The organism is Pseudomonas sp. G3-19 (genome assembly GCF_054855875.1).
On sequence record NZ_JBMPIQ010000003.1, the window covers coordinates 1,396,879 to 1,409,603 of the forward strand.

Genomic DNA, 12,725 nt, shown 5'->3' on the forward strand with positions numbered 1-12,725 from the left:
TTCGACCCAAACGGCGGAGGGCACGCGGCATGATCAAGTACAAGATCGACAACCGCACCCTGCAGTTGCTCAACGCCCAGGTCAACCTCACCGAGACCTTCAACCACGTCCTGCGCACAGCACCGAAGCGTGAATGCCTGGCATTCCGTCTCAAGGCTGAGCGCGGCACAGTGGAAAGTACTTTTGTCGTTGAACTGGGCAGCGAACGCCACACGCTGACCCTGCAGAACGACAAGAAGATGCACCTCAAACTCGCCGACTTCATCGAAGAGATTGCCAACGGTCCGTTCGACGCGAGCAACTCCAGCGACCTGGTGCATCTTCCGCATGCCGATCGTCAATACGGCCGTTTTGATGTCCAGGACAAGCAGCGCGTGTTCGAACTGGTGCACACCGGCGGCGTGCTGAGCCTCGACATGGGTTTTGAACTTCCCCTTCATGTGGCGCTGCATCGCACCCATTCACGTCGGGGCGTCACCGCCATCTTGAGCATCGGCAACAAGAGCCCGCATACGCGTTGCTTCACCCTGTACGACCCCGATGCCGAGATCTACGCAAAGCTCATTGAGTCCATCAACCACCTTGCTGCAGCGGCCACTCCTGCTGCGCATGCTGCTTGAGGAACCGTTTATGGAACGCACCCTAGCCCAAGCAGCCACTCAACTCGGCCTCACTCGCCCCAAACTGATCGCGCTCATGCGGGAGAAAGGTTTGCTCAAGGGAAACCTACCGGCAGATCTAAAGCGCGACAAGGAGTACCTGCGGGTCAAGGACAGCCCCTGGTATGACGAGAAACACGGAATGCAGTACAGCCAGTCGACTCGGGTGAAGCAGGCCGGTATCCGTTGGCTGGCCGAGCAGTTGGACATCGATCTTCCTGCCATCCCGGCAGATCGCCGTGACGTGGCCTAGGGAGTACGCCCGCCAGATCATTGCCATGCGCACACGTGAGGAGCGCAACGCCGCGCTCCTCGAAGTGCCCGAACATCTGCGCGAGCTGACCAGACGCCACTGCCTGAACGCCTGGAACCACCCGGCACGACAACAACGCAAGGAGGCTCGACAAGGCCATGAGTAACGCTGCACAGAATCCGCTTCGCCTGCATCCGGCGCCCGAATCGGCCACCGTTGAACTGCTCTACCGAATCTTCGGTGACGTCCTGATCCCGCTGGAAAAAGTCCGCGAGCAGTACTTTCGCAATCTCAACGAGCAGTCGTTCGTGACGGAGATCAACAGCGGCCGGATCCAGCTTCCGATCACCACGCTGGACACCAGCCGCAAGGCGCTGAAGTACGCGCACATCCGCCACGTCGCCTCGCTGATCGACATCCGCGCCTACAAAGCGGATGAAGAAATGCAGCGACAGCACGACGGCCAACGCACTGTTGCCCCCACACCACTGACGGCTGTCACCACCAGCCAACGACAATCCCAGGAGCACACCACATGATGACCCCAATACAAATCGGTGCACTCGTCACCCTGATAGTTCTGGCCGCCCTGCTGCTCTGGGGCGGTTACATCATGGGCCGCAGCGATGGCCTGGAGACAGGCCTGCACGAAGGTGTAGACACCCAGCGCGCCGCAAGCGCCAAAACCATCCGCGAGCTCCAGGCCTCCCTGCAGTTCATCCGGGCCGATCACACGCGCTTGGCACACGCCTGCAAACGATTTGAAGCAGGTCCGCTCTTCGGCCCGGCCGAGCACCAGACGCTGGTCGATATCGGCGAGCTGCTGCGGATCGCCGCCGAGACCTTCAGCGCCTTTCGTACCGGCAAGAAGCTAGAGCGTGATGCCCGATCGCTGCGCGAACAGGCGCTTGCAATGGCTGCGCAGCTGTACCCAGGAACCGAGGGTGGCAAGGCCGCAATGCAAGCGCATTCGAAGCGCTCTGCATTTCCTAGCAAGGAGCCAGCATGAGTATTCAATTTCTTAGCCATGATCAAGTCTGCGAACTGACTGGAGCTAAAACTAAAGCCGGTCAGATTATGGTGCTGAAGCGCAATGGCATTCGCCATACCATCAAGCGCAACGGCTGGCCTTGCGTGATTGCGTCCGCGTTGACAGGAGCAACTACCAACGCGGCCGAAACTCCAACGTGGCAGCCGCGCCTGGTGGGATGAATGGGACGAAGACCAACAAAGCCGGGGAGCATTCCTCGCCTGCGCGAGAGAAAACGCGGCAACACAACCTATTACCTTTACGACACTGGCGGGAAACCACGCAAGGAAATCCCGCTAGGTACGGATTACGGCCTGGCCATCTTAGAGTACGCAAAGCTCGAAAAAAGCCGCGTCTCTCAAGCCCTGACACAAACCGTACTTACCTTTGCTTACGTAGCCGAGCTTTATATGAATGAGGTGGTTCCCACAAAAGCCCACGCCACCCAAAAAGACAACGCGCGCGAACTCAAAAACCTTCTTCTGTTCTTCAACGACCCGCCCGCCCCTCTAGAAGCCATCGAACCGAAACATGTCAGCCAGTACCTTCGTCATCGTGGCAAGACAGCACCTATTCGCGCGAATCGGGAGAAGGCATTACTCAGCTCCATCTGGAACTTTGCTCGCGAGAATGGCTATACATCCTTGGCAAATCCTTGCTCAGGCGTGAAAGGTAATAAAGAAACCGGTCGCGACATATATGTTGAAGACGACGTACTTGCGAGAGCCTACCGACATGCCGATCAGCCATTGAGGGACGCTTTGGACCTTTTCTACCTAACAGGCCAGAGGATCGCAGACACATTGAAGATGGATGAGCGAGACATAAAAGACGGAAAGCTCTCCGTTCAGCAAGGCAAGACCGGGGCTAAACGAAGGATCGAGATCATTGGTGAGCTCAAAGTCGTAATCGATCGAATCATGACACGAAAGGCTGGACACAAAATCAGATCAACACGTCTGGTAGTAATCGACTCTGGGCAGCCAATGACGACCAGCATGCTCAGGAAGCGGTTTGATGACGCCAGGGAAGCAGCTGGTATTCCAAAAGCAGAATTTCAGATGCGCGACCTAAGAGCAAAAGCGGCGACGGATAAGGAGGAGTCAACAGGGAGCATCCGAGAAGCTAGGGACCAGCTAGGACATACAACCGTTGGGATGACAGAACAGTACATCCGAATGCGCAAGGGGATGAAGGTTACCCCTACGAAGTGACTGACGGTCACGAATTGCGGAAAAGATTTTTTTATTGCGGAAAAAAGAACTAAGGGCTTGCATGAGGTATGTCATGCAAGCCCTTGATATTCATGGTGCCCGAAGCCGGAATCGAACCGGCACGCCCTTACGAGCGGGGGATTTTAAGTCCCATGCGTCTACCAGTTTCGCCATTCGGGCGGTAGCGCTGTTGTAGTGCTCAAATCAGTCGGCAAGAGAATCTGACTTTGTTGAGCCTTTGAAGCAGAGCGGGAAATATATACATCACGTCCCGGTGAAGCAAGTTCACAGTGGCTGATTTCAAGACTAAATCTTGCAGTGCACTGAAAATAAAAAAGCTCCGTAAATCATGGATCTACGGAGCTTGTTTATAGTGGAGGCCGAGGTCGGAATCGAACCGGCGTAGGCGGATTTGCAATCCGCTGCATAACCATTTTGCTACTCGGCCTCAAACGATCGCTGTTTAGTAGCACAACAACAACCGCGTACAAACTTGGAGCGGGAAACGAGACTCGAACTCGCGACCCCGACCTTGGCAAGGTCGTGCTCTACCAACTGAGCTATTCCCGCTTGGTGTGGCGCATTCTATAGATTTCAGATGCCCCGTCAACCCTTTGATTCAAAAAAGTTTTATTTCTTTTCAACGTCGGTTTTCAGATGCGGCCAGGCGGCCCGCAGGTATTGAACCATCGACCACAACGTCAGGCCCGCCGAGATCATCAGCAAGGCGTAACCCAGCAGCACCCAGAAGCTGAAATCGCGGGGATTGGCCAGCAGGATCACCAGCGCCAGCATCTGCGCCGCGGTTTTCCACTTGCCGAGATTGGACACTGCTACATGAGCGCGGGCACCGAGTTCGGCCATCCATTCACGCAAGGCCGATACGACAATCTCGCGGCCGATGATGACGGCTGCGGGAAGTGTCAGCCACAAATTGCCGTGTTCCTGAACCAGCAGTACCAAAGCGACTGCCACCATCAGCTTGTCGGCAACCGGATCGAGAAACGCGCCGAACGGCGTGCTTTGTTCAAGGCGGCGGGCCAGATAGCCATCCAGCCAATCAGTTGCCGCCGCAAAGGCGAATACCGAAGCGGAGGCCATATAGCTCCACTGGTAAGGCAGGTAAAACAGCAAAATGAAGATCGGGATGAGCAGGACGCGGAGAACGGTAATCAGATTAGGGATATTCATCGGCACAACTGGCTACGAGGTGAGTTGGCATTCTACTCGCTATGCAGGTTTGCATAAATCGACTCTGCGAGCTTTTTACTGATCCCCGGTGCTTTGGCGATCTCTTCGATGCTTGCACGAGACAGCTCCTGCAATCCACCAAAATGTTTCAACAAGTCCCGACGTCGGGTCGGCCCGACACCCGCAACGCCTTCCAGCGTCGAGGTGCGGCGGGTCTTGCCGCGCCGCGCACGGTGGCCGGTGATTGCGAAGCGGTGCGCCTCGTCACGAATCTGCTGGATCAGGTGCAACGCCGGGGAATCGCCACGCAGCGTGAACTCATGCGTGGCATCATTGAGATACAAAGTTTCGAAGCCTGCCTTGCGTGTTGCACCCTTGGCCACACCCAGAAGAATGAGATCCGGCACCGCCAGCTCGTTGAGCACGTCACGGGCCATCGACAACTGACCTTTGCCGCCGTCCACCAACAGAATGTCCGGCAGCTTGCCCTCGCCATCCTTCAGTTTGCTGAAGCGCCGGGTCAACGCCTGGTGCATGGCTGCATAATCATCACCCGCCGTGACGCCTTCAATGTTATAGCGACGATAGTCGGATTTGATCGCGCCTTCGGGGCCGAACACGACACAGGATGCGACGGTGGCCTCACCACTGGAGTGACTGATGTCATAGCACTCCAGACGCTGCGGCGGCTCATCCAGGTTCAGCACTTCAGCCAGCGCATCGAAACGCGCAGCCGTGTGTTGACGATTGGCCAGGCGTGCGCCCAGCGCTTGCTCGGCATTGGTGACCGCCAACTGCTGCCATCGAGCCCGCGTGCCGCGTACCCGGTGGCTGATGCTCAGCTCCCGACCGCGCAGCTCGTGGATGGCGTCGATCAGAGCCGTGGCATCTTCGGGAACCACGTTGACGATCAGTTCGCCTGGCAGGTCGCGCTCCGGACTGCTGATGTAGTACTGACCGAGGAACGCCGCCATGACTTCAGCGACCTCCTCCTCGATACCCACCTGCGGAAAGAAGTTCTTGCTGCCCAACACCCGACCGCCGCGCACACTGATCAAGTGAACGCAAGCGCCGCCCGGGTTGACGAAAGCTGCGATAACATCGATGTCGCCCGTTCCACCTTCCATGCTTTGCTGATCCTGAACACGGCGCAGCAAGGCAATCTGGTCACGCAACTCGGCGGCGCGCTCGAATTCGAGATTGATTGCCGCCTCTTCCATTGCCGTGGACAGCTCATTGGTCAGGGCATGACTGCGCCCCTCGAGAAACATCACCGAATGGCGTACATCCTCGGCGTAGACCTCAGGTTCGACCAGACCGACACAAGGCGCCTTGCAACGCTTGATCTGATATTGAAGACACGGGCGCGTGCGATTTTTGTAATAGCTGTCTTCGCACTGACGGACGAAAAAGGTCTTTTGCAAGAGGCTGAGGCTTTCGCGAATGGCCCCGGCGCTCGGGTACGGGCCGAAATACTTGCCCTTGGCCTTCTTCGCGCCACGGTGGATGCTCAGACGTGGGAATTGGCCGTCAGACAGAAAGACATAGGGATAGGACTTATCGTCGCGCAGCAGAATGTTGTACGGCGGCCGCCACTCTTTGATCAGGGTCTGCTCAAGCAGCAACGCCTCGGTTTCGTTGGCGGTAATGGTCGTTTCGACCTGCGCGATACGCCCGACCAGCGCAGCGGTTTTTGGCGCCAGCCCGGTCTTGCGAAAATAGCTGGCAAGGCGCTTCTTGAGGTTCTTGGCCTTGCCGACATACAGCAGGCGCGCATCGCTGTCGAACATGCGATAGACGCCGGGGCGCCCACTGACAGTCGCCAGGAAGGCGCCGGAATCGAATACTTCAGTCATGATCAGGCGCTGGCATCCACCATGCCGTGGCGCACAGCCAGCAACGTCAGCTCGACGTCACTGCTGATCGACAGCTTTTCGAAAATCCGGTAGCGATATGTGTTCACCGTTTTCGGCGACAAGCAGAGCTTGTCGGAAATGATCTGCACCTTCTGGCAGCCGACAATCATCAACGCGATCTGGATTTCCCGTTCGGACAAGGCATCAAAAGGTGAATCATTGGTTGGCTGGAACGACTTGATCGCCAGTTGCTGGGCAATCTGCGGACTGATGTAACGCTGCCCGGCAAACACCAGACGGATCGCCTGAACCATTTCCGGCAAACCAGCGCCCTTGGTCAGGTAGCCGGCGGCACCAGCCTGTAACAGGCGCGTAGGAAATGGATCTTCCTCGCACACGGTCACCGCGACGACCTTGATGTCCGGGTGGCTGCGCAACAGCTTGCGCGTGGCCTCGAGGCCACCAATACCGGGCATCTTTACGTCCATCAGGACCACATCGGGTTTCAACTCACGGGCCTTGATCAGGGATTCTTCCCCGGACTCGGCCTGTCCAACCACCTGCAAGCCATCGATATCGGCCAGCATACGTGTAATGCCTGTACGAACGAGATCATGGTCGTCGACCACTAGCACCCTAATCAAGCAGACACCTCGCGATATGGTCTTATTGGGATGCCGGACACCTTAGCAAAAAGTGCCAGACAGACCTAGCGGCAAGCATCATTTAAAAAGTTTCAATTCATCATCGAAGGCTTGCCGGCCGTGGGTTTCAGAGCACAAGTGTACCGAAATCGAGCTCCATCCTCAGGAAACACTCGTCCTCACCGCACACCTTGAAGCCTTTTCTCTTATACAGACTTTGCGCCGGATTATTTTTGAATACTGTCAAACGCAGTGCTGGCAGTTTTTCGCCGCGAGCCAAAGCGACAACCTGATCAATCGCCCAGGATCCTGCACCTTGCCTGCGAGAGACCTCGGCTATTTGCAGCTCGCGGATGTACAAGGCCCGGCGATCATGACTGAGACTGAAAAATCCCACAGGAACTTCACCAAGAAGGACCAGCCAGTTGTCCCGCCCATCCCAAGCAACGTCGAACGCTTCGTCCTGCCACAGCAGCTCGTGGTCAATGTAATAGCGCAGCATGTTCTGGCACGTCAGCTTTCGGGCGAACGCCCGATCTGCCGATTCGGCACGACGCAATGCCCAGGTCACAGGTCTACCGCCACGGGTACTACCCGCCCCTGCCATGCGCCGGCATCACGCCGGGCAAGAACCAACACTTCACCCGGCCCTTGCGCCGCCACCACCAGTGTCCCGCTTTCAGACCAGAACGCGCTGCGACCCGCCGATTGCCATCCACCCGTGAGCCCGGCGTGATTGGCCATCAGCACCGCCATTGAGTGGTTTTGGGCATAGCCCTGCAGCAGCGCGCTATCCACGCCGTAGCCTTTTTCCCCGATCAGCACGCCTGCTGCGTACAGGTCGGCACCAAGATCGGCGGCCGCTGCCGCGTGACTGGCATGGGAAAAATCAGCGCAGACCGCCAGCGCTATGGTATCGCCGCCTATGCTCAAGGACGAACCACCAGCACCTGGGGCATAGAAAAGCTCTTCGCCACTGTGCAGATGTTGTTTGCTGTAAACCTCAAGAGAACCATCCCCTCCTAATGTCAGCGCGCCGATCAATACCTTCGAACTGTCCCTATCGCGAATCGGCATACCGACGACAGCGGTGAGGCCCAGCTCGCGAGCGCAATCGCGCAAGGGTTGCAGCACAGCATCCTGCGGATCGATTGCCAGGTCTGCGGCCATCTGGCCTTCGTAGCCTGTCAGCGACAGCTCCGGGAACACCAGCAGCTCGACGCCCTGCTCCGCCGCCACGGCCATGAAGCGTAAATGACGGGCGAGGTTCGCCGCCAGATCACCGGCAATGGAGAGCGACTGAGCTGCAGCGACCGTGAACATCGACATGAATCATCCTTGGTGTTTGTGCAAAGCAACCAGTGTGTCACAACGCCTGCAGCACTCAAGCGATAGGTAATCTCCGCAATGGCGATAGCAATTTCTGATTGCTCAGCCGTACGGGCCTCTAGTAAGCTCGGCGCATTCATCGGAGACAAACCATGTTCAACGCCCTCTCACAGCTTCGTTCCGCCAGCGCCCTGCGCTCGGTTGCGGCTGCCCGGGCGAATGACGTTTGCGCTCCTGTCAGCTTTTATTTTGGGTATTGGTTTAGCCACTGGCGCGCCTGATACCCACCGGCGCCCATAAAAACGGGTCGCCTACCAGAGAATTCTCAACCCCCGGTCGGCCTCCCGACCGGGGGTTTTGTTTTTTCAGGCCCCAAATTTTTCAGCAACACACCAGAACTTTGAGGAATCACGACATGAACTACGCCACTTATTACCGTTACGACACTTTTACCGCCTGGCGATTTAGCAACCTCCGCTCGGGACAGCCTGCCGCCTCCGATCGGTCACCCACAGGTGGCAAGCACACACACGCAGCCAATCCGGCCAATTGTCGAACACCCCAGTAGGGCCGAGTGAGCGGGAAACACCCGCCGCCAGCCCAGGAATCCCGAATATGAACTCGTCTGTTTCTGCTCTGCCACTGACCACCCTTGATTCTGCCAACGAAGCACTGACCCTGCGTCTGCCCAGCGCATTGCAGCTCAAACAGCAATTGCCCCTGAGCAATGCCCTCGCCCAGCAAGTCGCAGCCCACCGCCAGGCTGTCCGCGCGATCCTCAATGGCGAAGACCATCGCCTGCTGGTCGTCGTCGGCCCTTGCTCGATTCATGACGCGCGCTCCGCACTCGAATACGCCGAAAAACTTTCCCGCCTGGCCCATGAAGTCAGAGACGAGATGCTGCTGGTGATGCGCGCCTACATCGAAAAACCCCGCACCACCGTCGGCTGGAAAGGTCTGGCTTACGACCCGCACCTGGATGGCAGCGACGACATGGCTGGCGGCCTGACCCTGTCGCGTGAATTGATGCTTGAGATGATCCGCCTGGGGCTGCCCATCGCTACCGAGTTGCTGCAACCAATGGCAGCCGGCTACTTCGACGACCTGCTCAGTTGGGTTGCTATCGGTGCACGCACCACCGAATCGCAGATTCACCGGGAAATGGCCAGCGGCCTGAACATGCCCGTAGGTTTCAAGAACGGCACCGACGGTGGCGTAGGTGTAGCCGTCGACGCCATGCGCTCAGCAGCACATCCGCACCGACACTTCGGCGTCGACAGCCAAGGACACCCGGCGATCATCCAGACCCCGGGCAACCCCGACACTCATATAGTGCTGCGCGGCGGTCATCACGGTCCTAACTACGATCGCGAAAGCGTCGCCCGGGTACATGCCGACCTGAGCCGACTGAAAATTCCGAGCCGGATCATGGTCGACTGCAGCCACGCCAACAGCGGCAAGGACCCATTGCGCCAGCCCGACGTGTTCAACGAGGTGCTCGAACAACGCCTGCAAGGTGATCGCGCCTTGATCGGCATGATGATTGAGTCCCATCTGTTCGAGGGCTGCCAGCCTTTGAGCCCTGCCCTGCGTTATGGCGTATCGATCACCGATGGTTGCCTGGGGTTCAGCGCGACGGAGCAGTTGCTGTCGAATGCCGCCAAGCGACTTCGAGCCTGATGATCCGAGCAGCCTTTGCGGGCTTATCAAAATCCCGCAAAGGCTGAGTCATCGCTCAGACTTCACCACCGGGTTATGCCCGCACCCGGATGCGTGTTATCTCGGAAGCCTGGCTGACATCATCCAGCCGCTCCACTGAATACGACACCTGCACCACAGTTTCCCGATGCTCTCGCCAGAAACGATAAGGCACGATGAATACCAAGGGCTGGCCTGCAGTTTCCCGGGTGATGTCCCGATCATCGCGGTGACTGAAATACTCACCATCGCATTTCAAGTAAACCAGCTCCCCCTCCTCGGCCTGGGCATTGCCGATCACCACGGTAATGCCATCCTCGGCATCTACTGCCTCCAGTTCGCCATCTTGCGCTTCCAGTACCTGCGGAGCTGCGAGCTCGCCTCGCATCAATGGCGCGATCAGAATTCGCGAGGTTGCAGAGTTCCTCACCTGCGCCGACCTTGATTCCACCCGGTAGCTGACGCTCACCTCCTGCATACGATGAGGGGCGATGCGATCTGCGGGTATCCAGAAAGACAGCGCTTCGCCGACAGCAAACGGCTCCACGAGCAACACATCACTGATCACCGGCAGTCCTTCGACACCTTGCCACGACAGGATGACCCGGTCCCCGACAGCCATGCGGGCGTAAGGTCGCACGATAACGCCAGTGCCCTGCGGAACACGGGCCGGATCGAGCGTCCCGCCTACCGTTTCTTCAAGGATCGGAGCCAGCAAATCGGGTTCCGGATCACCCACATTCAGCTGCAAACGCCTGGATGACACGGGCTTCTGCAGCGCAACGCTGTACAGCGTCCAGTAAACCTCCAGCGAGCCGCGCTCCAGCGCTGCGATGTGCAAACCCTTTATGACAAAGACGAGTTCCTGACCCACCTGGTTTTCACTGACCGCACGAGTGGCTTCGTGAATATAGGGCAATCCTTCGTCATCCAGTCCTTGCCAGCTCAGCACAAGTTTGTCGCCGCACAACATGTTCGGGTAAGGCGCCACCCTGACGAATGCATGGTCCAGTGAAGGATCAAGCATTCCACCCTCCATAACCTCAAGCATCGGTGCAGGCAGCCACGAGTCTGGAGAGTCTGCCGCCGCAGAGGCGTGTCGATAGCAGAATTCGAAGTGGTCGCCGTCCACCTTCAAACTCAGAAGACGGTGTCCACCGGATTCATCCGCTACAGGGGACATATTTGACGCTGGTGCCACAGAAGAATCGCCGGTGGCTTCGTATATAGACATTCGTAGCTCCATTCCTTGGATAAAACGCCGCCGTGAAGGCCGCGTCGAACGAAATCCATTGAACACCATCCAGCGATCGGCGGAAGTCAGCACAACGCCTTCCGTCGGCAGGGTAAATACACCGCATGACGTAGGCTTACGAAGCAGAATCCAGCGATACCGGGCAAAAGATTGCCAAATGTTCCGACTACCCTCTCAAGCAGAAGCGAAAATTCGTACCGCTTTTAGTCCAATTTCCTTTCAGTACAGAGGATTTTTCAGACATCGCCGACCCGCAGGCCTGTTTTACAGTGGCACGCACCAACCACTGACAAGCATCTGCAAAAGAGGCAGGAACATGCAACGGAATGCGACAACCCGCTACCCCATCCTTTTGGTCCATGGCCTGTTCGGGTTTGACCGTATCGGCCATTTCGAGCTTTTTCATGATGTCAAGCAAGCGCTGAGGGAGGCAGGCGGGCAAGTGTTTGTGCCGCAGCTGTCCGCAACCCATGACAACGAAGTTCGCGGCCAGCAATTGATGTTCCAGATCGAGCGCGTTCTGCGAGGCACCGGCGCCGGTAAAGTCAACCTGATCGGACATAGCCAGGGCGCGCTGGCATGCCGTTATGCCGCTGCGCTCGCGCCGGAGAAAGTCGCCTCGGTGACATCGGTCAGCGGCCCCAATCACGGCTCGGAACTGGCTGACGCCTTACGCCTGGCGCTGGTTCCGGGAGGCCTGCCGGAGCAGGTGGCGGAGCACGCTGCGACACAGTTTGCGCGATTCCTCTCGCTGCTCAGCGGTCAACCGGGTCTACCGCAGGCCGCCGTAGCCGCACTCAATGCCCTGACGACTGCGGACGTCGGGCAATTCAACAAAAAATACCCTCAAGGCCTGCCTTCTACCTGGGGCGGCCAGGGGGCGGAACGGGTCAATGACGTCCACTACTACTCCTGGAGCGGCACGCTGCAGGACAATTTGTTGCAGGCTCTGGATCCAGTGCATTCCGTCTGCCACGCATTATCCAGCCATTTCGTCACGGAGGCCGGACAGAACGATGGTTTCGTGGGCCGTTACAGTTCTCACCTGGGCCGGGTCATCCGCTCCGACTATCCCCTCAATCACCTTGGCAGCTTGCGCCATCCGGGCGGGTTGCGAATACCCGGCGCGGATCCCGTCGACCTCTATGTCGAACACGCGATGCGCCTGAAAGCCGCGCAACTGTAGATGTACGTCAATGTACCGAGTGGAACTTTGCAGAGAAATCGCTTACTGAATCCGGTAGGCTCCACACTTTACTGAAATAGATTGGAGAATTTCCCCATGGCTAAAGCCACTGCCCGCCACATCCTGGTTTCCAGCGAAGACAAGTGCAACGAACTCAAGGCCCAGATCGAAGCCGGTGCTGATTTCGCCGAGGTCGCCAAGGCCAACTCCAGCTGCCCGTCCAGCCGTCAGGGCGGCGATCTGGGTTCATTCGGTCCTGGCCAGATGGTCAAGGAATTCGACACCGTAGTCTTCAGCGCGCCAATCAACGTCGTGCAAGGCCCGGTGAAGACCCAGTTCGGTTATCACCTGCTCGAAGTCACCAGCCGTCAGGACTGATCCGTCGCCTGATTGCTGTCCCAACGGCCCGC

Annotated in this window: 16 protein-coding genes and 3 tRNA genes; 10 read left to right on the forward strand and 9 right to left on the reverse strand. The window is 57.8% G+C overall.

The window, feature by feature from the left end; all coding sequences use genetic code 11:
* Positions 1–29: 29 nt before the first annotated feature.
* The 7 genes from ACOYXI_RS06405 to ACOYXI_RS06435 are packed head-to-tail and all read left to right on the forward strand — an operon-like array spanning position 30 to position 3,156.
* Entirely contained in the window at positions 30–620 is a 591-nt protein-coding gene (locus ACOYXI_RS06405; RefSeq protein ID WP_139053678.1) for a hypothetical protein, read from the forward strand.
* Between the two features lie 10 nt (positions 621–630).
* On the forward strand, positions 631–912 hold the full coding sequence (locus ACOYXI_RS06410) for a phage antirepressor KilAC domain-containing protein (RefSeq protein ID WP_103366960.1): 282 nt from the start codon (positions 631–633) through the stop codon (positions 910–912).
* Between the two features lie 25 nt (positions 913–937).
* Complete coding sequence (locus tag ACOYXI_RS06415) at positions 938–1,078, forward strand: hypothetical protein (RefSeq protein ID WP_164486587.1); 141 nt, start codon at positions 938–940, stop codon at positions 1,076–1,078.
* Positions 1,071–1,451: a pyocin activator PrtN family protein gene (locus tag ACOYXI_RS06420; RefSeq protein WP_103366959.1), complete on the forward strand. Its 381-nt coding sequence runs from the start codon at positions 1,071–1,073 to the stop codon at positions 1,449–1,451. The genes ACOYXI_RS06415 and ACOYXI_RS06420 overlap by 8 nt, the downstream gene beginning before the upstream one ends.
* Positions 1,448–1,921: a hypothetical protein gene (locus tag ACOYXI_RS06425; protein WP_103366958.1), complete on the forward strand. Its 474-nt coding sequence runs from the start codon at positions 1,448–1,450 to the stop codon at positions 1,919–1,921. Before ACOYXI_RS06420 ends, ACOYXI_RS06425 begins: the two co-directional genes overlap by 4 nt.
* Positions 1,918–2,124: a DUF4224 domain-containing protein gene (locus ACOYXI_RS06430; RefSeq protein WP_103366957.1), complete on the forward strand. Its 207-nt coding sequence runs from the start codon at positions 1,918–1,920 to the stop codon at positions 2,122–2,124. The genes ACOYXI_RS06425 and ACOYXI_RS06430 overlap by 4 nt, the downstream gene beginning before the upstream one ends.
* Positions 2,125–3,156 (forward strand): site-specific integrase, encoded by a 1,032-nt coding sequence (locus ACOYXI_RS06435; RefSeq protein WP_056785472.1) that lies wholly within the window; start codon positions 2,125–2,127, stop codon positions 3,154–3,156. It begins immediately after the preceding gene.
* A 93-nt stretch (positions 3,157–3,249) separates the two neighbouring features.
* Here ACOYXI_RS06435 and ACOYXI_RS06440 read toward each other — a convergent pair.
* The 8 genes from ACOYXI_RS06440 to ACOYXI_RS06475 all read right to left on the reverse strand — a co-directional run bounded on the left by ACOYXI_RS06440 (position 3,250) and on the right by ACOYXI_RS06475 (position 8,176).
* Positions 3,250–3,336 (reverse strand) — tRNA-Leu (locus ACOYXI_RS06440).
* Between the two features lie 194 nt (positions 3,337–3,530).
* Positions 3,531–3,604, reverse strand: a tRNA-Cys gene (locus ACOYXI_RS06445).
* Between the two features lie 46 nt (positions 3,605–3,650).
* Positions 3,651–3,726 (reverse strand) — tRNA-Gly (locus ACOYXI_RS06450).
* A gap of 60 nt (positions 3,727–3,786) precedes the next feature.
* Entirely contained in the window at positions 3,787–4,347 is a 561-nt protein-coding gene (pgsA, locus tag ACOYXI_RS06455) for a CDP-diacylglycerol--glycerol-3-phosphate 3-phosphatidyltransferase (RefSeq protein WP_003225417.1), read from the reverse strand.
* Positions 4,348–4,379: 32 nt separating this feature from the next.
* Positions 4,380–6,203 (reverse strand): excinuclease ABC subunit UvrC, encoded by a 1,824-nt coding sequence (gene uvrC, locus ACOYXI_RS06460; protein ID WP_461674565.1) that lies wholly within the window; start codon positions 6,201–6,203, stop codon positions 4,380–4,382.
* Between the two features lie 2 nt (positions 6,204–6,205).
* The gene (gene gacA, locus ACOYXI_RS06465; protein WP_024012761.1) at positions 6,206–6,847 is read right to left on the reverse strand and encodes a response regulator transcription factor GacA; all 642 of its coding nucleotides are present in this window, start codon (positions 6,845–6,847) and stop codon (positions 6,206–6,208) included.
* Positions 6,848–6,974: 127 nt separating this feature from the next.
* Positions 6,975–7,418 (reverse strand): GNAT family N-acetyltransferase, encoded by a 444-nt coding sequence (locus tag ACOYXI_RS06470; protein ID WP_177416194.1) that lies wholly within the window; start codon positions 7,416–7,418, stop codon positions 6,975–6,977.
* Positions 7,415–8,176 (reverse strand): carbon-nitrogen hydrolase family protein, encoded by a 762-nt coding sequence (locus ACOYXI_RS06475; protein WP_461674566.1) that lies wholly within the window; start codon positions 8,174–8,176, stop codon positions 7,415–7,417. Before ACOYXI_RS06475 ends, ACOYXI_RS06470 begins: the two co-directional genes overlap by 4 nt.
* A gap of 615 nt (positions 8,177–8,791) precedes the next feature.
* Between ACOYXI_RS06475 and ACOYXI_RS06480 the strand changes: the two genes are divergently transcribed.
* Positions 8,792–9,856: a 3-deoxy-7-phosphoheptulonate synthase gene (locus tag ACOYXI_RS06480; RefSeq protein WP_461674567.1), complete on the forward strand. Its 1,065-nt coding sequence runs from the start codon at positions 8,792–8,794 to the stop codon at positions 9,854–9,856.
* Positions 9,857–9,929: 73 nt separating this feature from the next.
* On the opposite strand, the gene ACOYXI_RS06485 is transcribed toward ACOYXI_RS06480, so the two are convergent.
* On the reverse strand, positions 9,930–11,108 hold the full coding sequence (locus ACOYXI_RS06485) for a hypothetical protein (RefSeq protein ID WP_134786507.1): 1,179 nt from the start codon (positions 11,106–11,108) through the stop codon (positions 9,930–9,932).
* Between the two features lie 337 nt (positions 11,109–11,445).
* Between ACOYXI_RS06485 and ACOYXI_RS06490 the strand changes: the two genes are divergently transcribed.
* Positions 11,446–12,315, forward strand: a complete 870-nt coding sequence (locus ACOYXI_RS06490) for an esterase/lipase family protein (protein ID WP_027612669.1) — start codon at positions 11,446–11,448, stop codon at positions 12,313–12,315.
* A 96-nt stretch (positions 12,316–12,411) separates the two neighbouring features.
* Entirely contained in the window at positions 12,412–12,693 is a 282-nt protein-coding gene (locus ACOYXI_RS06495) for a peptidylprolyl isomerase (protein WP_016774509.1), read from the forward strand.
* Positions 12,694–12,725 lie beyond the last annotated feature (32 nt).

Coding starts and splice junctions, on each gene's coding strand:
- ACOYXI_RS06430 (WP_103366957.1), top strand. CDS start 1,918: ATGAGTATTCAATTTCTTAGCCATGATCAAGTCTGCGAACTGACTGGA.
- ACOYXI_RS06435 (WP_056785472.1), top strand. CDS start 2,125: ATGGGACGAAGACCAACAAAGCCGGGGAGCATTCCTCGCCTGCGCGAG.
- ACOYXI_RS06475 (WP_461674566.1), bottom strand. CDS start 8,176: ATGTCGATGTTCACGGTCGCTGCAGCTCAGTCGCTCTCCATTGCCGGT.
- ACOYXI_RS06495 (WP_016774509.1), top strand. CDS start 12,412: ATGGCTAAAGCCACTGCCCGCCACATCCTGGTTTCCAGCGAAGACAAG.
- ACOYXI_RS06425 (WP_103366958.1), top strand. CDS start 1,448: ATGATGACCCCAATACAAATCGGTGCACTCGTCACCCTGATAGTTCTG.
- ACOYXI_RS06420 (WP_103366959.1), top strand. CDS start 1,071: ATGAGTAACGCTGCACAGAATCCGCTTCGCCTGCATCCGGCGCCCGAA.
- ACOYXI_RS06480 (WP_461674567.1), top strand. CDS start 8,792: ATGAACTCGTCTGTTTCTGCTCTGCCACTGACCACCCTTGATTCTGCC.
- ACOYXI_RS06490 (WP_027612669.1), top strand. CDS start 11,446: ATGCAACGGAATGCGACAACCCGCTACCCCATCCTTTTGGTCCATGGC.
- pgsA (WP_003225417.1), bottom strand. CDS start 4,347: ATGAATATCCCTAATCTGATTACCGTTCTCCGCGTCCTGCTCATCCCG.
- uvrC (WP_461674565.1), bottom strand. CDS start 6,203: ATGACTGAAGTATTCGATTCCGGCGCCTTCCTGGCGACTGTCAGTGGG.
- ACOYXI_RS06410 (WP_103366960.1), top strand. CDS start 631: ATGGAACGCACCCTAGCCCAAGCAGCCACTCAACTCGGCCTCACTCGC.
- ACOYXI_RS06485 (WP_134786507.1), bottom strand. CDS start 11,108: ATGTCTATATACGAAGCCACCGGCGATTCTTCTGTGGCACCAGCGTCA.
- ACOYXI_RS06405 (WP_139053678.1), top strand. CDS start 30: ATGATCAAGTACAAGATCGACAACCGCACCCTGCAGTTGCTCAACGCC.
- ACOYXI_RS06415 (WP_164486587.1), top strand. CDS start 938: ATGCGCACACGTGAGGAGCGCAACGCCGCGCTCCTCGAAGTGCCCGAA.